Raw genomic sequence first — 21,577 nt, forward strand, 5'->3', positions numbered from 1 at the left:
TGGAATTGCTATCGAAAGGACGTCTTGGAAAGCAGGTGTCTAGGACACCTGCTTGACCAGTTCCTGGCTGGACGTCGCGGCAAACAGTGCCTCGAAGTCCGGCAACGCGCCCATGGCTTTGCGGTTCAACCGATCCTGAAGCAGGATCCAGCCGTATGTGCCGATGGAGTCCATCAGAGGGACGTTCCGGTTGGACAATGCGACTTTGTAGTCTTTCATGCGCTTGTCAGACACAAGGACGGCCAGTTCCATGTCGGAATAGTCGGCCAGCGCCTGCTTCGCGATGTTCGACAGCTTGGTCATCAGGTTGAAGTCCTCGGTGAGGATCAGCTTCCTGACGCCGACGTTGAGCGTAGCCGCATCGATCTCCTCGCCGCGGTAGCGGGTCTTGACGATCTGCTGAGCCATGTTGATCACCGTGAAGTTGTTGATCAGCTCATACATCAGCTTGGTGTCGGTCTCGCCCTGCGACGGAATGATACCGCCAGCAATCACCTTGCCATCGCGATAGGCCAGCTTGAACTTGCGGATCTGGTAAGAAACCAGAGCGTTGGCAAGCTCTTCCGTCAGCTCCTTGCGCGGGTTGGCCTTCAGAATGGCTTCGTAGTTCTGATAGGTCTCGAGCGCCAGCGGCGTGGCGAACTTGAAGTTGACGATTTCCGTTTCGAAATTGTCGAGCAGGAACTTGCCTTTCTTCGAGCCGGTGAACTTGACGTGATGGCGCAGCAGGCGCTGAACGGCCAGCCTGTGCAGCTTGGCGCGGTCGTTGTCACCGTCCAGACGATGCAGCTTGACCGAGTCATGGCTGTAGAGCGATTCCAGCTTGTCGTAAGGGTCATACTGGTAGGCAACGCCACCGGACATACCGTTACAGAAGCCCTTGCCGAAGCCGCCAAGGTTCATGATGGCGCCGTTGGTCATATATTCACCACAGAAGTCGCCAACACCTTCGACAACAGCCGTTGCGCCGGAGTTGCGGACCCCGAAACGGTCACCGGCGCCGCCTTCGACGAACAGCGAAGCCCCGCAGGCGCCGAACAGTGCAAAGTTGCCGATCAGCACGTTCTCTTCGGAGCCGCCACCCGGCGTATGAATGGCGATATAGCCACCAGATGCACCTTTGCCGACGCCGTCGTTGCAGGTTCCCACATGATGGAAGACCATGCCGGAGTTGCAGAAGGCCGCATACGACTGGCCAGCAGAGCCATGCGTATGGATTTCCAGCGTTTCCGGCTTCAGCATGTTGCGGCCGCGGTCATCGGTGTAGACCATCGGCATTGACTTTACATGCTTTTCCGAGATCTCGTGCTGGAGCATGCGCTCGATATCGATCGCGAACTGGCCGCCAACCGTCTTGTTGCGGTTGTCGAGCTTCTTCTCGACGATGAGCTTGGCGTTGCGGTGATGACGCTGAACGGCCTTGTTCTTGAATTCCTTCAAGAGCATGTCATCGATCTCATAGTGAGCTTCGAGATAGACCGGTTCCTTGATATGAACCTCTTCCACCAGCTTCAGCATCTTTCTCAGATCCATCTGGCCGATCGCGCTTGGATGCTTGATCAGATGCAGATAGTCGGACCGGCCACGTGCCTCGCGCATGCTCTTGAAGCCGAGGTTCGCAAGGATCTCGCGGCATTCATGGGCAATGTTCATCAGATACTGACCGAGCGCACGCGGGTCGCCGTCGAACACTTCCGAGTTCGTCGTCAAACCGGCCGGGCACTTGATGTTGCAGTTCTTGGCCATCACGCACTTGAGCATCATCAGGGCCGTGGTGCCAAACTCGAAGCTGTCGCCGCCGAGCAGGCAGGACTTGATGACGTCGGATGCGGTCTGGTGGGCACCGGAACAACGCAGGATGACCTTGTCACGCAAGCCGTTGACACAGAGAGCCTGATGGACTTCGGCAAGGCCGATTTCCGCCGCACGACCGGTGTTCTTGAGCGAGGTCACCGCAGCAGCCCCGGTACCACCGGAGTTGCCGGCGATGTTGATGACATCGGCGCCAGCCTTGGCAACGCCAACCGCGATCGTGCCGATCCCTTCGGACGACACCAGCTTGACAATGACGCGCACACGCGCCGCCTTGGCATCGTGGATGAGCTGAGCCAAATCCTCGATGGAGTAGGTGTCATGGTGCGGAGGAGGCGAGATCAGCTCGACCCCTGGCGTACCACCACGGGCCGCAGCGATTTCAACCGTTACCTTCTTGCCCGGCAGCTGTCCGCCTTCACCCGGCTTTGCACCCTGGGCAATCTTGATCTCGATCTCTTCGAGGGTCGGGTCGGCAAGATAGCCGGTCCAGACACCGAAACGACCGGAAGCAAGCTGCTTGATGCTCGATGAGCGGATCGTGCCGTAACGTGAATAGTGTTCGCCACCTTCACCAGAGTTAGAGAAAGCGCCAACCATGTTGGCACCATGAGCCACAGCCTCATGGGCTGGCGCAACAAGCGCACCATGGGACATGGCACCGGATGCGAGCATCGCGGTGATTTCATGGGCTGGCTGAACTCTGTTCAACGGCAACTTGCCATAGGGACGACGGTGGTTGGCCAAATAGTAGTGAGCCTGACCCTTGGCGGTGATGTGAATGTTCTCGCCTTCGGTCCTCATCGACAGCAGCTCATCCCCGAACTGGTTCTTGAGCGCAATCGACAGGGCGACCAGTCTCTCGTGGGTGTATTTGCTGGCAAAGAAGACCGTGAAGCTGTCGTCCTTGTTGTGATGAACGCGCAGGCCACGAACGAAGAACTCGTTGTTGCCCACCAGGTCATGCTTGAACAACTCGTGCTGGAACTCTTCCGCCGTCGTTGCCCAGCTGATGTCCGTCGGGAAACCTAGGACGTCACGCAGCGCCGCCGGACGTGCTTCACGTTCCTTGGCAAGCTCGAGCGCGAACTTGCGGTAGTTGGGCGTGATCTTGAAGGCGTCGATTTCTTCCGGGGTGCGACGGGCAAAGCTGGTGTTGCGATAGGAGCCAGATCCCTTGCCATAGGCGTCTTTCAGACGCGCAACCGGCAAAAGGCGCAAGTCGTCTTCGTTGGCGTCGCCTTCCTGTGGGGCACCATGCTCGGACTGGATCTTCTCTGCGGTCATTTCAACAAAGCCACGCACAGCCATGTTGCCATAGGTGTGACCGGCCCCTTCAGACCGCTCCTTGAACAGACCCAGCAGCGGAATGTCGTCTTCGGATTTGACTTCACAGGCGCGCTTATGCCACTCGACAACACTCTTGGCAACGGACGCAAAGTCCACACCACCAACCGTGTTCTTCATGTTCGGGAAATAGCGCTTCAGGATCTTCTCGTCCGTGTCGAGGAAGTTCGGCTCGAAGAACTCACCACCGATGTAGCTTTCTGCCGTGCAGAGGCCGACCTTGCCCATGGTTTTCATCAGCGACTTGTTGGCAGCATAGATGAACTTGGCAATGTTGGCCTTGGCTGCGGACCTGTCACCCTTGGCAAATTCCATCGCACGTGCTTCAACGACGACAGGCATGACAGCCGACGCGCCAAACCCGAGGGAGGTAGCAATCTGGTGAGCAGAAGCGATCTGGCCGCTCTCGGCAACCAGAGACACGCGGAAGCGCATGCCCTGTTCAATCAGCCGCTGGTTGGCAGCCGAGATCATCAGGGGCAGCGGAATGGCAGCGAGCTTTTCGTCGACCATGGCGTCGGACAAGATGACGATGCCACCTTTTTCACGGGCAGCGTGTTCCACCTGATCGCAGACATGGTCAACAGCGGCGATCAGGTCGTCCTGCGCCTTCTGTTTGGATGCCTTGTGGTCGACCTCGAACACCATCGGCACTTCTGTGATGGCGACATCACTTTGAGCACGAATGGCGGCCAGATCGTCAGGAGACAAAATGGGGCTCTGGACGACCAATTGCTTGGTTTCACCCTTGTTGAAATGCGGCTTGGCACCGAGCGCAACACGCAGCGTCATGCCGTCTGCTTCACGGATACTGTCAAGCGGCGGGTTGGTCACCTGGGCAAACCGCTGGGAGAAGTATTTCGACATGCCGCCTTCCTGATCGGTCAGCGCGTTGATGGCTACGCCGTAGCCCATGGCCGAAATCTTTTCCTTGCCGGTCAGCATCATCGGGTCAAGCAGGAACTTGAAGCTTTCCTGGTTTAGACCATAGGCAACAGACCGCTGCACGTCGGTAAAGCTTGGCGAAACGACGGTCTTTCCTTCTGCTCGCGGCAGGTCTTCAAGGTTCTTGCGAGCCTTTTCAAGCAGCTCGCGATAGTCGCGCTTGGACGCGAGCATCTTGAGAGCTTCGTCGGAGGTGTAGGACTTCTTGGTTGCGTGATCGAAATAGAGCATGCCACCGGCCTCGATGCGGCCGCGACGAATGATGCTTTCCGGATCAAAATCAACCTGTCCGGCTTCGGACATGACACACAGATAGTCGCTCGTTTCAACAGACCGCAGCGGACGCAGGCCAAGACGGTCAAGACGCGCGCCGACAACCGTTCCGTTGCCGAAGATCAGGGCAGCTGGTCCGTCGTTCTTCTCTTCATACAGAGAGAAATACTCGAGCATGACGCGAACGTCCTCGGGGAAACGGGTGTCGTTTTCCCAGGCAGGAGGCATCATGGCGACAACCGCCGTAATCAGATCCAGATCGTCCTCGATGAGGCGCCGCTCCAGCGTCTGGTCGAGACGAGCAGAGTCGGACTGGCCCGGAGGCGAATAGATCTGCTGGTTCTTCATCTGGGCGATGGTGGCTTCGGACAGACGGTTCTTCTTGTCCGTGTTGAGCTCGCCGTTGTGCGCCATCAAACGGAACGGCTGCGCCATGGACGGCTGCGGCTCGGTGTTGGTCGAAAAGCGCGTATGGAAGAACAGCGAGTGGATCTTGTGATCTTCGTCCGTCAGATCATAGAAATAGGGAATGATCTCGTTGGAGTTGAGACGCCCCTTGTAGACTTGCGTGTGCGCAGACATGGAGAGAGGATAAAGCCCCTTCAGAGAAGGCTCCAGATAGGCCTTGGCCTCGATGGCCATCAGGGCATCATGGATCTTGCGGTCAAACCCCTTTTCATCCATCGCTTCGCCCTTGACGAAGACGACCTGATGCACGGCCAGCATGTATTTGAGTGCAGCAGGGCGGATAACCGAGTTGTTGACCGGCGCATCACGCACAAGAACAATGCGCAGACCGTTCTTCTCAAGGCTATCCTTGATCAGTTTGTCTGCAGCTTCCCAGTTTTTCTTGAGTTCAGGCAGGAAGAAGTTGCCAACGCCAAATTCGCCAAGCTCCAGAGTGGGGATGCCGGTTATCTTTCGGAAGAAGGACAGAGACAAATCAACACAAACACCGGCACCATCGCCAACGCCTTCTGCGCTCATGCCGCCACGATGGGGCACGGTGCACAAGGCTTCATTCGCCTTCAGCAGAACGTCATGGGTCTGTTCGCCGGATTTGTAAGTCAAGAAGCCAACACCGCAACTGCTTTTTTCAAAGCTATGGTCATACAGGCCGAATTGATGCTGAGACTGTTCCAAACCGCTTATCCTCACTATTTAAAAGGGCGCGACCTCCAGGTTCGGTCCATGCGATATGGACCAAGATGAGAGATCGTCGTCTTTATTCGAAACCGGACCTTTGCAAGGATCCGTAATGACGACGAGCTTTCCGCTCGACGGCTCCGCTTTGCATTGCACCTTGGGGGGTACACGCGCCATTGAACTATTGCTTTATAAACTTCTGTACAAGCTCATTTACGCGGGCAATATTAGCTCAATTCTTGCGAAAGGGGCGCAAAAATCCCGATCATCCAATTTTCTCTTGAAACCAGATGCCGAGAATTCATGTTGCAGAACTAGGGCTGTGCGTAAATGGTATGGCTGAATGCGTCAAGCGCATAAAAGTCGAAAACGGACGAATTTTTCGTTTTGGCTCCATTTTTCCGTACAATATGCGCAAATGTTTCTTGGCTGCCGTGTATTAAATACAAACGTTCCAAACCTGATAAGTTTTGAAAAAGTGAAGGAATTGGCCGTTTTTTGCGACAATGGACCTCATTTGCCGACGGTCAACCGCCAGGCCCGAAACAGGGTGTTTCATTCTCAATGTACCGCATTTTGTGCGGGACTCTTGCTCGATCGTTGGTCCGAAAGGAGCTCATCCGATCCAGACGTATCACGGTCGAAACTACATCGCCCAGGCATTCTCAAAGGTAAAACGCACCAGCTCATCGGGTTTTACCTTGTGCTCACTATAGGCGACCACATCTGTTCCGTCACTCATTTCCAGCGCTACCCGATACCGTTCTCCCTGATAGGACGAAGAGGTAACGCGGGCGGGCAGGCCGTTCTGATGGTCCAGCCGGATATGCTCGGGCCGAACACAAAGGCTCACCGGCGTTGCCTCCGGCATCAGTGCAATCTCGTTGCTCTGGCGGGTGCTGAAGACCTGTCCATTGATGACCACATCGCGCCGCTCACCTTCTGATTTTCGCTCCAGATAAGCGGTGAGTATGGAACTTTGACCAATGAACCGTGCCACCCGTTCGGTTTTCGGTTTGCGATAGAGATCCTGCGGTCGGTCAACCTGTTCCAGCTGACCGTCGAACATGACGGCAATCCGGTCAGCCAGCGCCATGGCCTCGGCCTGATCATGGGTGACATAGAGCATGGTTGCCTTTGACTGCTCATGAAACTGCAGAAAGGTGCGTTGCATTACTTCCCGCAAATGAGCGTCGAGATTGGAAAGGGGCTCATCGAGCAAAACGGCATCCGGTTCCATCACCAGACAACGGGCGAGCGCCACGCGCTGCCGCTGCCCTCCGGAAAGAATGGCTGGTTCGGCTTCGGCAAAATCAAGCAGGGATACCGTTTCAAGTGCATTGAAAAGAATGATATCGATCTGGTCCTCGGGCAGTTTGCGTATCTTGAGCGGATAGGCGACATTCTCGGCCACGGTCATGTTGGGCCACAGGGCATAGGATTGGAAGACAATGCCCATGTTCCTGTTTTCCGGTGCCACATGGTTGCGCTGATCAGACAGCAGTGTGTTGCCCTTGAGGATAGAGCCACAGTCCGGGCGTTCGAATCCGGCCGTGAGGCGCAACATTGTCGTCTTGCCGCAGCCAGAGGGGCCGAGCAGGGCGATCATTTCACCATCTTCCACATCAAGGGAAATGGACTTCAAGACGTCCGTTCCGCCAAAACTCTTGGAAATATCGCGATAACTCAGCTTTGCCACATCAGCCCCCATCCGCAACGCACAACGCACGCTGCCAGCAGGACGCGGCAGGACGGATAGCTCTGTTGCCCCTTGTCGAATGGCCGCCATCCCGTTGCTTTACCGGTTGGTATTAATACGAGTCTGTGACGGTTGAATGAAAGTGAACATGGCAATTGGCGAGTGAGTGTTTCTGATGCGCCCGCCGGAGACACTCGGTAAGTTTATGATTTTATGAATGAAATAAGATGTTTTGCATGTAAAGGGAACGTGAAAGGACAGTGCAATCATGTTCATTTGAAACTGTTTGTGCTGCCAGACAGACAAGCGGGCGGTCTAGCAGGCTTTGCGTGCATAGTCTCCGGGTGCGTCTTCCATCGGCGGAAAGTCTGGTGAGCCGATCGCACGGGCAGGGACTTCACCACCGCTGCGGGCAACGAGCCATTCATGCCAATCCGGCCACCAGGAGCCGGGCGTAGCCGTTGCCGTTTCAAGCCAGTCCTCAAGACTGCCATCTGCAGTCCCTCCGCGCCAGAACTGGTATTTCTTCAACACGGGCGGATTGACAACGCCAGCGATATGACCCGAGCCGCCAAGGACGAAGTCGACGGACCCGCCAAACAATCGGGCGCCGTTGTAGACCGAGCGAGCAGGGGCGATATGGTCCTCCTTGAGCGCAAGGCAATAGACTGGTGCCTTGATGGAGTTGAGATCAAGCCGAACGCCGTCCAGCTCCATGATACCAGAGGCAAGGGCGTTTTCCAGATAGCATTTGCGCAAGTAGAAGGAATGACAGGCTGCCGTCATGTGGGTAGAATCCTGATTCCAGAATAACAGATCGAATGGAAATGGCTCCAGCCCGCGCATATAATTGTTGACGAAATAGGGCCAGATCAAATCGTTGGGCCGGAGCATGTTGAAGACATTGGCCATCGACTGCCCATCCAGATAACCCTGTCGGTCCATGATCTGTTCAAGTTCTGTGAGCTGTTCTTCGTCAATAAACACCTTGAGATCGCCAGCTTCCGCAAAATCAACCTGAGCGGCAATCAGTGTTGCGCTGTTGATCCAGTCGATATCCTTAGCAGCAAGATAGGCCATTGCGGACGAGAGAAGTGTGCCGCCGACGCAATAGCCAAGCGCGTTGACCTTTTGCTCGCCGGTAATCTGCCGCACCGTCTCGATCGAGCTCAGAATGCCTTCGCGCATATAGTCAGCGAAGCCCTTGTCCCTCAGGCTCTCGTCTGGATTGACCCATGAAACGGCGAAAACCGTGTGCCCCTGACGCGCGCACCACTGGATGAAGCTTTTTCGCTCGTTGAGGTCGAGAATGTAGTATTTGTTGATCCATGGCGAGAAGATCAGCAGTGGCGTTTTCTGGACTGTCTCTGTTTGGGCTTCATACTGGATCAGCTGGCAGATATCGTTCTGGGCGACAACCTTGCCCGGTGTTACGGCAATATTGTCACCAAGACGAAACACAGAGGCATCGGTCTGGCGGATGAGCAGGTTGCCGCCGCCTGCCTGAATATCCTCGGCCAGCATCTGCATGCCGCGAATGAGATTTTCGCCGTTGTTTTCCAGCGTCTCGCGCAACAGGGCCGGATTGGTCAGCACGTAATTGCTGGGCGAAAGAGCGTTGAAGATCTGGTTGACGTAGAACAGGGCCTTGTGCCGCGTATGCTCGTCGACGCTGTCCGCTTCAACCACCATTTCACTCGCCCACTGGGAGGCAATCAGATAAAGCTGCCTGATGAAGGAGAAGAAAGGGTTGGCCTGCCAGTCGGGATCGTCGAACCGCAGATCCCCGGTTGCCGGACTGGCAATGTCGTCCACCTGTTCCCCCATCATGCGACGGCTGGAAGCGCCCCAAAGATCCAGACAGCGCCCCCACAGGCGGGTTTGAGCTTCCATGGCTCGCTGAGGGTCGGATGTCCAGTGCTGTGTGACTTCGCCAAAGGTTCGCACCATCTGGTTGACATAGTCGACGGTATGACGGTCCATGCCACTTTCGCGCGGACGCAGATAGGCAGAAGCAACCTTGCCGGCTTCCTCGAAGATATGGGCGACATTGGTAGCGAATTTCTCAGGATCCTGGATCATGAACTGGGCAAATTCCTGCTCGAAGCCGTTGGATTGAGTGCTTTCCTTGTCCCGTCCATCTTCAGGACCGTTGTCGGCCTCGTCCTTGTCCTTCACCATGTCAAAGTCACCAACCTGTTGATCTTCAGCAGAAAAGCCCAAAATGGATGCCACAACGCTCCATTTAGCGGCATGGCACACGGGACCGGGATTGTTGTTCGTTATCCTATCCCCATCAGGATTTCAATAAACCCATCGTGTCACAAAATGCCGACTGGTTTCGTTTGGGTACTGGACTTGAAAAGGCAAATCGCTGTAACTATTTCTGAAACCAGCGCGACATTCTGTTGCATCCTGCCGTTCAGACCTGTTGGCAATATAAACGATCACGCAAATAATATAGTATATGATCGTCCTGTCTGGCGCTCCTGCCCGGAGTGCTCCCGTTTCAAAAGGAAAGTCTAGTGACTGCTCGCGACGCTAAATCTTCTCTTCATGGCGTTAAACACCAACAGGGACGCGCAGGCGTCAGGCTGCTTGCTGCGGCCATGCTGTTGGCGGCGGCGGGCTGCTCTGCGACCCATCAGGATTTTGCCGATTCCCCGTCTGCGACAAGCGGACTTGTTGCGCAGACCAGGACGACAAACGGAACCGCAACATCGGACAAGCAGGCAACTGGCAAGCTGGCATCTGGCAATCAGGCTGGCGAGGGGCAATCCATGCTGTTGCCGTCCGAGCTTGGCTATTCCATGAGCCTGTTGAACGAAGCCCAGCAGACGGAAGACTATCCCGCTGTCGCGGTGTTGTCTGACAAGGATCCTGCGCTTCTCACCCCGGAAGAGCGCAAGGCGCTGGAAGCGGAGCTCCTCAAGCTCAACAAGAGAGCCGGGAACTGACCCCTTTCCCTTGCGTCTGGTGTGCCTGTTGGATAGCTTTTGACGATGGCGTCTCTGCCACCGTATTGACCAATTCCCATGTGCAAAAACTGAATTAGATGTGGCAAAGCTGACCTGTTAGCGCCATTTTCCCTTCACTTCGCTGGCTAACGCCAATTTCTATGATCCAATCCTGCTACCAAGGAGCCTAACTATGGATGAGTTCCATAAAATACGCCGTCTCCCTCCTTATGTCTTTGAACCGGTCAACCGGATTAAGGCGAAGGCGCGAGCGGAAGGCGCGGATATCATAGATCTGGGCATGGGTAACCCTGATTTGCCGACGCCAAAGCACATTGTCGACAAGCTCAACGAAACGGTCCTTGATCCGCGGACCCATCGCTATTCGACGTCTCGTGGTATTCCTGGCCTTCGTCGCGCCCAGGCTGCCTATTACGAGCGTCGTTTCGGGGTCAAACTGAACCCGGAAACCGAAATCGTGGCCACCCTTGGCTCCAAGGAAGGCTTTGCCAACATGGCACAGGCCATCACCAGCCCGGGGGACGTGGTTCTCGTTCCGAACCCGACCTATCCGATTCACTCCTTCGGTTTCATCATGTCCGGCGGCGTCGTGCGCTCCATGCCGGCTGAGCCGAACGAGGAATTCTTCCGTGCCATCGACAGGGCCGTTCGTCATTCCATTCCGAAGCCGATCGCGCTTATCGTCAACTATCCGTCCAACCCGACCGCCTATACGGTCGACCTCAACTTCTACAAGGAAGTTGTCCGGATCGCCAAAGAGCATGACATCATGGTGCTGAGCGATCTGGCCTATGCAGAGATCTATTTCGGTGACGAACTGCCGCCGTCGATCCTGCAGGTGGACGGGGCCAAGGATATCGCAGTGGAATTCACTTCGCTGTCAAAGACCTTCTCCATGCCCGGCTGGCGCATGGGCTTTGCGGTCGGCAACGAACGGATGATCCGTGCGCTGACACGGGTGAAATCCTACCTCGACTACGGTGCCTTCACGCCCATTCAGGTCGCGGCAGCGGCAGCCCTCAACGGTGCAGAGGACTGCATCGCCGAGGCCCGTGAGGTCTATCGTTATCGCCGGGATGTCATGGTCGAAAGCTTCACTCGTGCAGGCTGGCCGATCCCGACACCGGAAGCAACCATGTTCGCCTGGGTACAGGTGCCGGAAAAGTTCCGCTCCATCGGTTCGCTCGAATTCGCCAAACGGCTGGTGGCCGAAGCCCATGTAGCCGTCGCTCCGGGCGTCGGATTCGGGGAATATGGTGACGACTATGTGCGCCTTGCCTTCGTGGAAAACGAACAGCGCATTCGCCAGGCAGCGCGCAACATTCGTCGCTTCCTTGCCTCTGCTGAGTAATAAACTGCATCCCGATATGTAGTCAGAAACAAAATGCCATTCGCGAGTGTAGAGAAATCCGGTTATTTCCAGATTGTGCTTGCGAATGGCTGTTGGCTTGCGTAATTATTCAAGAACAAGCAGTTTTGCTCTTGAATTTCCTGATTTTTTTTCTTTCAGAAATTAATTTGCAAAAGCACCAAGCCAACAATAACATTTTATTGGACTCCATAAATACATGAGCGCTCCTCTCAAGCTCGGCCTTGCCGGTCTCGGCACGGTAGGCATTTCTGCCCTCAAACGTCTCGTCTCCATGGAAAATGAACTGGCAATCAAGGCCGGTCGTGCGCTTCGGGTTGAAGCGGTTTCCGCCAGAAATCCCAACAAGGACCGCGGCGTCGATCTCACCCGTTTCAGTTGGTACACAGACCCCACCGAGATGGCCAAGAGCGACGAGATTGACGTTTTTGTCGAACTGATTGGTGGCGACAGTGGTCCGGCGGAAGAAGCCGTAAGAGCAGCCATCATGGCTGGCAAGCATGTCATCACCGCCAACAAGGCCCTGTTGGCCCGGCATGGCAACGAACTGGCTCAGCTTGCCGAAGAGCACAATGTCTCGATCAATTTCGAAGCCGCCGTCGCTGGCGGCATTCCTGTTGTCAAGGCCATCCGCGAAGGCCTAACCAGCAACACGATCACCCGTATCTATGGCATTCTCAACGGCACCTGCAACTATATCCTGTCGCGCATGGAAGACGAGGGAATCGCATTTGAGGATTGCCTCAAGGACGCCCAGCGCCTAGGTTATGCCGAAGCAGACCCGTCTTTCGACATCGAGGGCAACGACACCGCCCACAAGCTGGCCATTCTCACCAGCCTTGCTTTCGGCAATCAGATCGATATCGACTCCATCTTCCTTGAAGGCATTACCAGCATCACTCAAGCCGACATCGTCGCGGCCGAAGAGCTTGGTTTTCGGATCAAGCTGCTCGGGGTTGCCCAGAAAACCGAGAGTGGCATCGAGCAGCGTGTTCACCCCACCATGGTGCCGATGGATTCCCCCATTGCCCAGATCGATGGCGTGACCAACGCGGTTGCCATTGAAGGCGACGCAATCGGGTTGATCACCCTTGCAGGCCCTGGCGCTGGTGGTGCGGCGACTGCATCTGCCGTCATTGCCGATGTCATCGACATTGCCCGCGGGCTCAAGGTCAAACCGCTCGGTCGACCTGCCGCGACGCTTCAGCCCTACAAGCCTGCCGAGATGCGGGCGCATGAGGGCGGCTATTACATTCGTCTCAAGGTCAGCGACCAGTCTGGCGTCTTTGCCTCCATCGCCAATCGTATGGCAGAACAGGGCATTTCACTCGAAAGTATAGTTCAAAGAAAAGCCAAAGATAAAGTAGAACTGAAAAGTGAAGTGATTACAAAAGACAAGACGCCGCAGGATGTGGTCCTCATAACCTATGAGACGACGGAATTGGCCATCCGTACCGCGATCGAAACGATCGTGACTGATGGTCATGTGGTGGCATCTCCACAGGTCATCAGAATTGAGAGATTGTGAAATTGGAATAATTTCAATTCAATGGGTTAAGTTTGAATGCCGATTTCATTGAACATATCGCTCCAACGGGGCAAAAGGGGAAGTTGAATGAGTGAAATCAGAGAAGCACCGGTACTGGATCGAATCCTGACTCTCGAAATTGTTCGTGTAGTTGAACGAGCCGCCGTTTCTGCGGCGCGCTTGAGAGGCCATGGCAATGAAAAGGCCGCCGACCAGGCCGCAGTGGACGCGATGCGCCGCGAATTGAACCAGCTGCCCATCAAGGGGCGCGTGGTGATCGGTGAAGGCGAGCGTGACGAAGCACCGATGCTCTACATCGGCGAAGAAGTGGGCAACAATCAGGGTCCAAAAGTGGACATCGCGCTTGACCCGCTGGAAGGCACAACCCTCTGCGCAAAGAACCAGCCGAACTCATTGGCTGTTATCGCCATCGCCGACGAGGGCAGCCTGCTTAACGCGCCTGACGTTTACATGGACAAGATCGCAATCGGTCCCGGCTACCCCAAGGGTCTGGTTGACCTCGACCGGACGCCAGCTGAAAACCTCGATGCCCTCGCCAAGGCGAAGGGGGTTAGCGTTGCGGATCTCAATGTCTGCATTCTCGATCGCCCGCGTCACGCAAAACTCATCGAAGATGTTCGGGCCGCTGGCGCAGCTATCCGTCTCATTGGTGACGGCGACGTGCAGGGCATCATTCACATCACCGACCCGGATGAAACCGGCATGGATATCTACATGGGCATCGGTGGTGCTCCGGAAGGTGTTCTGGCTGCTTCTGCACTGCGTTGTATCGGGGGCCAGATGCAGGGACGTCTCGTCATCAATAACGAGGAACAGCTGCAGCGCGCCATCCGTATGGGTATTTCCGATCCATCCAAGAAGTTCGAACTCATCGAACTCGCTGGTGGCGATGTGACCTTCGCGGCAACCGGCGTTACCGACGGCAACATGCTCTCCGGTGTCAAGTTCGGCCGCGATATCATCAAGACCCAAACCGTGGTCATGCGCTCATCCACCGGCACCGTTCGCTGGGTGGAGACCGAACACCGTCAGTTCGAGAAATTCCATCTCGATTGATCATCCTGGAAGGTCCTCCAAAAAGACGGGGCGACAAGACGATCAGAACCAACGGCGGGCCACATCGGCCCGCCTTTTTTGTCGCCGGTCGGCTCCTTCGTGATAGATTGTCTGCAAATTCAGTGATTCCCGTCCAGCAAGAGATTTGAAGCCGCAATGCACCCCGACAACGCCTCCGCCGAAAGCTATCTTGGTATCTCCAAATCCGCCAAGGAGCGTCGTTGGGTCGAAAGTCTTGATCTGCGCGGCGTGGAAATGGCCAACGCAATTGCGCAGGGGCAGGACATTCCCGACATCGTCGCCAGAGTGATGGTCGCCCGTGGCCTCGACGTGGACACAGCCGCGCATTATCTCGACCCAAGCATCAAGCATCTGATGCCGGATCCATCCAGCCTCACAGACATGGATATCGCGGCCGACCGCATAGCCAAAGCCATTCAGCGCCGCGAAAAGATCGCAATTTTCGGCGACTATGACGTTGATGGAGCCACCTCAAGCTCGCTGATGAAGCTGTTCCTGCGCCATTGTGGTTGTGATGCCTCGATCTATATTCCCGACCGGATCTTCGAAGGCTATGGCCCGAACCCTGATGCCATGGATCGCCTGATCTATGAAGGCCATACGCTCATTCTGACACTCGACTGCGGCTCGACCTCCTTCGATGCGCTCCAGCGCGCCGCTGAACGCCAAACCGATGTCGTTGTCATCGATCACCATCAGGTGGGGGAAGAGCTGCCCGTCTCGGTAGCGCTCGTTAACCCGAACCGGCAGGATGACCTGAGCCAACTGGGCCATCTGGCCGCTGTGGGCGTCACCTTCATGACGCTTGTTGCCGTCAATCGGTTGCTGCGGCAATCCGGCTTTTATGGCAAGGGCTGCCCGCCGCCCGATCTTCTCGGCTGGCTGGATCTTGTGGCCCTTGGAACCGTCTGTGACGTGGTACCTCTCATCGGGCTCAACCGGGCGTTTGTCGTCAAGGGACTGATGGTGATCCGCTCGAACCACAACCTTGGCCTCAACGCCTTGCTTGCCGTCTCCCGTGTTTCCGGGCCGGTCAGCCCCTATCATCTCGGTTTCATGCTTGGGCCCCGGATCAATGCGGGCGGGCGCATTGGTGATGCGGCCCTCGGCGCACGTCTTCTGACCTGCACCGACCCATCGGAAGCCGAACACATTGCGTCCGAGCTGGAGCGTCTCAACAAGGAACGGCAGGCTCTGGAACAGATCATGCTGGAAGACGCGATCACCCAGGCCGAGCGACAATTGCTGGAAGACCCGGAGTGTGCCGGGCTGGTCACGTTCAGTTCCGAATGGCATGCCGGGATCGTAGGCCTGCTTGCCTCGCGCCTCAAGGAACGGTTCCGGCGACCGGCCTTTGCCATCGCGATCGGCGATGATGGCAAGGGCACCGGTTCAGGCCGCTCCATTTCCGGCTCCGACCTTGGCGCCGCCGTGCGTGCGGCCCATGCCGAAGGATTGCTGCTGAAGGGGGGCGGCCACGCCATGGCCGCAGGGCTGACGATTGAGCCGGACAGGATCCGCGAATTTCGCCACTTCCTGCACGAGAGGCTGAGGTCTCAGGTTGAAGAAGCCCGCGCCAGCGACGAGCTGAAAATTGACGCCGCGCTTACGGCCAATGGCGCAACAGAAGAGCTCGTGACCACTCTGGAAAAAGCAGGCCCTTATGGAGCGGGCAACCCGGAACCGATCTTCGTCTTTCCGGCTCACAAGGTCTCCTTTGCCGATGTCGTCGGGCAGGGGGGGCACATCCGCTGCACCATTTCAAATAGCTCGGGCGGCAAGCTGAAAGCCATCTGCTTCAGGGCATCGGAAGAGCCCATAGGAAAACTTCTGCTCGATAACAGGGGCAACAGCCTGCATATTGCAGGGAGCCTGACCCTGAACTATTGGCAGGGGCGTCCATCGGTTCAACTGCGCATCGTTGATGCTGCAGAGATAAAGGGCCCCTGAGACCTACCGTGTGTTTGACAAGACGCTGCGAGATGATGCGCGCTTTGGACAGGTAAACTATCGTGGCCGTTTGCGAACGAACTGTTGCTCGATCACCTCTGTGCCCCAGGTGGTGTCCGGCTTTTCCTCGACCAGTTCAAAGCCCGTTGCTTCATAAAGGTGTCTGGCTGCATCAAGCCCCTTGAAGGTGGAGAGATGAGTCTCGTCAAAACGGTGGGCGTCGGCGAAGGAGAGGGCACTTTCCAGTATCTTCCGGCCCGCACCTTTTCCCCTGAGGCAATCATCAACAATGAACCAGCGGAGGTGGGCGACATTGTTGCCAAGATCTTCGCCGTCCAACGCGATACTGGCGAGGAATCGCCCATGCTCACTGAGGTGCCAGAATTCGTTGCACGGCTTGTCGAGCCTTCCCATGAATTCACTCATCCCGCTGGCAACGATGGCCTCAAAAACCGACCCGAATCCAACCAGATCGAAATAGAACTGTGAGTGCAGGGAAGCAATCTGCCCGATCAGACCAGGACGGTAACCCGTTTCGATCTGGAGTTCCTGTGTTGGCAGGCGTTCGCCCTTGAGTGCAAGGGCATCGGCATAGAGGCGAAGCCCACGGGCAATCTGTTCCACCTCATCCGTGTGAACCGTGTCAAGCGCGTCTCTTACCTGTTCGTTGGCATGCAGGTTGATGAGATCAAACAACGCCTTGCCCTTTGTGCTCAGCGAAAGGCCCTGCTTGCGTCGGTCACTGTCGTCGTCCATCTTCTGCACCAGATCCTGTTCAACGAGGCTTTTGACAAGCCGGCTGACCGTCGATTTCTCCAGAATGAGGGCTTCCGAGAGGTCCTTGGAGGTGATACCCTCGGAGAGGCCAATCTCCAACACAGCATGCACAGCACTCAGTGAATAGTCGGTGCCTGCCACGTGCTTTGCCAAAACGCCCCAGCGGCGAACCAGTTGGCGGGAAGAAATACGAATATCCTTAACCAGACTTTCCTTGACGTGCATGACCATCTCGATTTGTGTTTCTTTAGTAATTTAGTTTCGCCATGCAACCAAATTCGCTCCAAACCATCCAAAATGCAAGGCCAAATAAAAAGCCTTTGGACAAAAAACCATTCTTTGCAGAATATGCAGTTTTTTCGCATGAATGCTCTTGCGCTTTGAGCCAAAGCTTTCTATAAACCGCCTCACCGATTGCTGAGCGCCCTTCGTCTAGCGGTTAGGACGCCGCCCTTTCACGGCGGTAACACGGGTTCGAGTCCCGTAGGGCGTACCACTTTGCACAAAAAGCCCTTGCAGCTCAGGCAGTTGCGAGGGCTTTTGTCCAACCATGGTGCCTAGGTTGGACATCATTTCAGCTTTGACATTGCATTGTCGGCCATCAGCTTCTTGTTTGCCTTCCTTACAATTTCCGTGCTTCTCCCGGGTTCGAATGGCCTAGGAAAGTAATAATTTCAAACTCGGTGCCGCCTGCTTCCGCCAGCTTCGTTGCACTGGCTTTGCGCAATCCATGTGTTGTTTCAGGAACACCAGCTTCCTTGCATTGTTTCCCAAACCAATTGCCGAACGATTCAGTTGTATAGCTTTCATTTGCTTATTGGGTTTGAGTGATGAAGGTTTTCTGATGGCTTGGAATATTGATCAGAAACTCTTCGAGTTTGGCATGAAGCGGAAGGTCCACCAATTCGCCTGTTTTGCCCCTAGAATTGTAGACACCTTGTCCCCTAAAAATGAGGCAAGGAGACGACAATTCTAGGGGCGATTCACAGTCTCTCATCACATTTGTCACAAAAACGGTCTGCCGTCGCATGGCAATCGGGGTATCTGTTGCGCTCCTGTTTGAACGGCCATCATAACTAGTAGCCTGTCCGTCATGACGTCACGAAATGTGCCTGACATCCATCAGAATCATCCTGACAACGTGATGACGAATGTGATGCCACGAACAAAAGCAAGGTCTTGAGTGGGCGGATTGTAGACATTTCCTGCAGGTGCGAGATTTCCAGTGCTGCGGGTAGAAACGGTCGTTCGAGGGGACTCGAAGCTCGTCTTGATCAACATAGCCGTTTGGGCTGGTTGCGGTCATTTCACGCAGTTGCGAAATCTCTGATGCCGCGGACTAAAGCAGCCATTTGAGCGACTAGGGCGCAATCGTTTTGTCAGGATCGTTCGGGTAGAGACCTCCGACTCCTCACACGCTGCGTGAATCCGGTTTTGGTGGATATAGCGGAAAGCGCAAACAAAACCATGCAGCGAGTTACCAAAGACGGTAGGCTTAAGGCGTAATTGTCTTTTTCAAAAGTGTAATGTCATGCAAACAATTGTGGATGCTACAGCGGGAAAAGAGCTTCCAGGATTTCTAGACCGCGTTACTTCGTTGTTTACCGAATTACAGGTCACGTCAGGAAGCGACATAGGCGAAGCATGGAAGAACGCAACATTTCCATGGTCGGGCAGGCCTTTGGCAATATTAAAGCCCAAGACGGCCGATATTGTTGCGCCGCTGTTAAGCTTAGCGTCAGAGTGGGGGATGCCCGTGCATCCCGTCTCAAGAGGACGGAATTGGGGATTGGGATCCCGGTTGCCGTTATCTGATGCGCTTATACTGGATCTCTCGTCACTTGATCGTATTCTTGATTTGGACATGGAAAACGGCATGGTTCGCATTGAACCAGGTGTCACATTTAAAAGCTTACAACAACGCTTGAAGAAAGAGGGGCTTTCATACCATTTGCCCGCTTTTGGAGGGCCTGTTGATGCGAGTGTACTGGCCAATGCCCTTGAACGGGGAGAGGGAATAGGTGCATACGGCGATCGCTTTGGGCTTTTGTGGGATTTTGACGTTGCTCTTGCGACAGGAGAACGCTTGCGAACGGGGCACGCTCGTATCGGACTAACAGAAATATCCCGCTTGCATGCGCGCCCGGCCGGACCTCTGATTGAAGGTCTTTTCAGCCAGTCCAACTTCGGGATTGTCCTCTCAGCAACGATAGCGTTGCAGCCTACCTTGCCATATGCTTGCGCCATAATGGCAGAAATCAAAGAAAACGACGGGTTAGAGAGGGCTGTTCCGGTCTTGCGCCGCTTGATCACATCCGGATTGATAGCACCACAATCCCTCGTGCTTTGGGACAGTGCCAAACAGGCGTCGTCACTCTTGGGTCGATATGCGAAAGAAGCAGAATCCTTGTTGGCAAAGCCAAAGCAATGGGGAGCGTCGCTACTGGCATTTGCACCCCATCCGGATCTTATGCGCCTCACGCAAGAGATTATCCATGCCGAACTGGTTCTGGTTTCCAATTGTGTCCATATACAGGATGACAGGGATGAAGTCGGGCATCGTCAAGAGACGATAATGACCGGCTTTTCAGATGGCAACAATGCAATGAGTGGTTATTGGGGTAAAAAGCATCGCCCGCAAACGCCAGGAAACATGGATACGGATCGTTGCGGCTTTGTGTGGCTCTGCCCGGTCATCCCGTTTGAGGCAAAAGATATCTGTAATCTTGAAAAGATCCTCACGGAAGAAAGCCAGAGCGAGAACCTTTTTGCGGCACTTGGGATGCAGGCGATTTCGTCTCGCGCTCTTCACTGTTTCGTATCTCTAGCCTGGGATCGAGACGACCCGTTAGCAGAAGCGGACGCGTTATCCGCTCATGCCAATATCAGCAAACGGCTCAAGGCTGAAGGGTATTCGCCTTATCGTTTAGGATTGTTGGACCTTGAGTTGGCGACTAAGCCCACAGAGACTTGGACGTCGGTAAGACGTCGGCTTAAGAACGCCCTTGATCCGCAAGGCATTCTCTCTCCTGGTCGGATGGGAGACTAGCAGCCACAGAAGAGGAACCTCTCGGTCCTTTTCTATGGTATCTCGTTATGCAATTAATGCTTCTTGGCAGACATGGTGCGAATAACTGCACCAGCAGAAAGGAAAGCGCTCAGCAATGCCGCTTGAGGGGACATCCCCGCTTCAAGCGCATCCCGGAACTCCACTGCAGCTATAGAGCTCGCTTCAAGGGCTCCGGAAACACCTTCCGTAGCCTCTATCTTGATCGCGGCGACGCGATTGAACGCAGCCATCGCATCCTTTGTTTCATCAAGGGCCTTACAGAATACGTCCATGACGACAATCATTTCTGCTTCGGGAATGGACGCATCCAAGGCACTATTGAGCTCGCCCCCTTGCGCAATGCGCGCGGTTGCTGCCTCCTCTGTCTTGGCTCCAATCAAAACAGCTTGACCTGCAGACCAACCTGAAAGCGCGGCTCCTCCGGTCGTCATTCCCATGATAGCGTCTCGAACACTTTCAATGACCTTGCTATTGGTTGCCATTTTTAAAACTCCTGCGGGACATTATCTTGGTTACGGGATTACCAACCATGGAATACATGTTTTACGGCGTGACCCACCTTATGCGCCGCATGACTGACTTCATGTTCTACGTGATGGGCTTCATGACTGACCGCATGGCCCACCTCGTGCGCGGCATGGCTCAAGTCGTGACCGATCTCCGAGGCAATTGGTGCCAGATCATGTCCCAGAGAACTCAGGGCATTTTCGAAAGGAGCTATATTGATTGAAGCACTGAAGTCGAAGTCAACACCCACTCCGGCAGCAATGTCTCCTCCCAGACCAAAATTCAAATGCCCGTGGGAAATGCCCGCGTGGGCCTCACCTCCGACACCGACTTCGCCTTCGGAAACGCCGCCAGAGGCGCTTCCAGATCCGACGCCGGACACCGATGCCCCGCCGCCTGCATGGACCTCTGTTCCGGCTCCGGCCATTGCCTCGCCACTGCCGCTTGCACCATAGCTTCCATGACCATGCTGAATATCGACGGAACCGTCAGCGTTTTCGCCTACCGAGGCAGTGCCACCAGCCGTGATAGATGCACCAACACCGTGTGTTGACACTCCTTCATCAACATCACCAGAGACACCTGCTCCAACACCAACCGAAACAGACACGCTCGTGTCGCTACCACTCGAATGTGCGCTACCAGAGACACCACCACCAGCATGCGCTTCTGCTGTTGCATCCGCTGTTACGGGGCCGAGAGTTTCGTGCATCTCTCCTGATACTGATGCTCCAACGCCTGCTGAACCAGACACCGTGCCAGAGTCCATATGTCCGGACACCCCATCACCGACACTGATCCCGCCGGAGGCACTGATCGCTCCATCGTTGGAATGCATGTCGACTTGGCCGCCGACTGACACATGTACGCCCAAGTCAGGATCAGAGATCGTTGCCACATCTCCGGCATAATCGCGTTTACCACCGGAAATGCTTGCAAGATCGTCAATAGAGATGGTCTCTTTTAATGCATCAAACTTACTTCTAGTTTTCTGTGTCATGATTACCCCCTCGCATCACGAACAATAAATGCAAGTTACCGTATAACGATTTAATATTGTCTAATATAACGTGTGCTT

The 21,577-nt window shown here is 55.2% G+C and carries 12 protein-coding genes and 1 tRNA gene; 7 read left to right on the forward strand and 6 right to left on the reverse strand.

The features are described 5' to 3' along the window. Positions 1-39: 39 nt before the first annotated feature. From DSL70_RS15150 to phaC, 3 genes are all read right to left on the reverse strand, one after another. Complete coding sequence (locus DSL70_RS15150; RefSeq protein WP_483458439.1) at positions 40-5,535, reverse strand: glutamate synthase-related protein; 5,496 nt, start codon at positions 5,533-5,535, stop codon at positions 40-42. 634 nt (positions 5,536-6,169) lie between these two features. Next, positions 6,170-7,222 carry an ABC transporter ATP-binding protein gene (locus DSL70_RS15155; protein ID WP_119308839.1) on the reverse strand — a complete coding sequence of 351 codons (1,053 nt, stop codon included), beginning with the start codon at positions 7,220-7,222 and terminating at the stop codon, positions 6,170-6,172. A gap of 315 nt (positions 7,223-7,537) precedes the next feature. Next, positions 7,538-9,403 carry a class I poly(R)-hydroxyalkanoic acid synthase gene (gene phaC, locus DSL70_RS15160; RefSeq protein WP_119308840.1) on the reverse strand — a complete coding sequence of 622 codons (1,866 nt, stop codon included), beginning with the start codon at positions 9,401-9,403 and terminating at the stop codon, positions 7,538-7,540. A gap of 344 nt (positions 9,404-9,747) precedes the next feature. Here phaC and DSL70_RS15165 point away from each other — a divergent pair, with 344 nt between their 5' ends. The 5 genes from DSL70_RS15165 (at position 9,748) to recJ (ending at position 16,145) form a co-directional block, all read left to right on the forward strand. Continuing rightward, a complete protein-coding gene (locus DSL70_RS15165) occupies positions 9,748-10,179 on the forward strand; it encodes a hypothetical protein (RefSeq protein WP_162916736.1) in 432 nt (143 codons plus the stop codon). Between the two features lie 193 nt (positions 10,180-10,372). Next, positions 10,373-11,551, forward strand: a complete 1,179-nt coding sequence (locus DSL70_RS15170) for an LL-diaminopimelate aminotransferase (protein ID WP_119308770.1) — start codon at positions 10,373-10,375, stop codon at positions 11,549-11,551. A 217-nt stretch (positions 11,552-11,768) separates the two neighbouring features. After that, entirely contained in the window at positions 11,769-13,097 is a 1,329-nt protein-coding gene (locus DSL70_RS15175) for a homoserine dehydrogenase (protein WP_119308771.1), read from the forward strand. Between the two features lie 87 nt (positions 13,098-13,184). Beyond that, positions 13,185-14,174 (forward strand): class II fructose-bisphosphatase, encoded by a 990-nt coding sequence (gene glpX / locus DSL70_RS15180; RefSeq protein ID WP_119308772.1) that lies wholly within the window; start codon positions 13,185-13,187, stop codon positions 14,172-14,174. Between the two features lie 156 nt (positions 14,175-14,330). Then, positions 14,331-16,145 carry a single-stranded-DNA-specific exonuclease RecJ gene (recJ, locus tag DSL70_RS15185; protein ID WP_119308773.1) on the forward strand — a complete coding sequence of 605 codons (1,815 nt, stop codon included), beginning with the start codon at positions 14,331-14,333 and terminating at the stop codon, positions 16,143-16,145. 57 nt (positions 16,146-16,202) lie between these two features. Here recJ and DSL70_RS15190 read toward each other — a convergent pair whose 3' ends face one another. Further along, positions 16,203-17,147, reverse strand: a complete 945-nt coding sequence (locus DSL70_RS15190) for a bifunctional helix-turn-helix transcriptional regulator/GNAT family N-acetyltransferase (protein WP_162916738.1) — start codon at positions 17,145-17,147, stop codon at positions 16,203-16,205. A gap of 196 nt (positions 17,148-17,343) precedes the next feature. On the opposite strand from DSL70_RS15190, the gene DSL70_RS15195 reads away from it, so the two are divergent. Then, positions 17,344-17,418 (forward strand) — tRNA-Glu (locus DSL70_RS15195). A gap of 1,035 nt (positions 17,419-18,453) precedes the next feature. Next, the gene (locus DSL70_RS15205) at positions 18,454-19,971 is read left to right on the forward strand and encodes an FAD-binding oxidoreductase (protein WP_119308775.1); all 1,518 of its coding nucleotides are present in this window, start codon (positions 18,454-18,456) and stop codon (positions 19,969-19,971) included. Positions 19,972-20,024: 53 nt separating this feature from the next. Here DSL70_RS15205 and DSL70_RS15210 read toward each other — a convergent pair whose 3' ends face one another. Then, the gene (locus DSL70_RS15210; protein ID WP_162916740.1) at positions 20,025-20,474 is read right to left on the reverse strand and encodes a hypothetical protein; all 450 of its coding nucleotides are present in this window, start codon (positions 20,472-20,474) and stop codon (positions 20,025-20,027) included. A gap of 38 nt (positions 20,475-20,512) precedes the next feature. Further along, positions 20,513-21,499 carry a hypothetical protein gene (locus DSL70_RS22290; RefSeq protein ID WP_162916742.1) on the reverse strand — a complete coding sequence of 329 codons (987 nt, stop codon included), beginning with the start codon at positions 21,497-21,499 and terminating at the stop codon, positions 20,513-20,515. Positions 21,500-21,577 lie beyond the last annotated feature (78 nt).

It is taken from the genome of Cohaesibacter haloalkalitolerans (assembly GCF_003574655.1).
Classification (GTDB): Bacteria; Pseudomonadota; Alphaproteobacteria; order Rhizobiales; family Cohaesibacteraceae; genus Cohaesibacter; species Cohaesibacter haloalkalitolerans.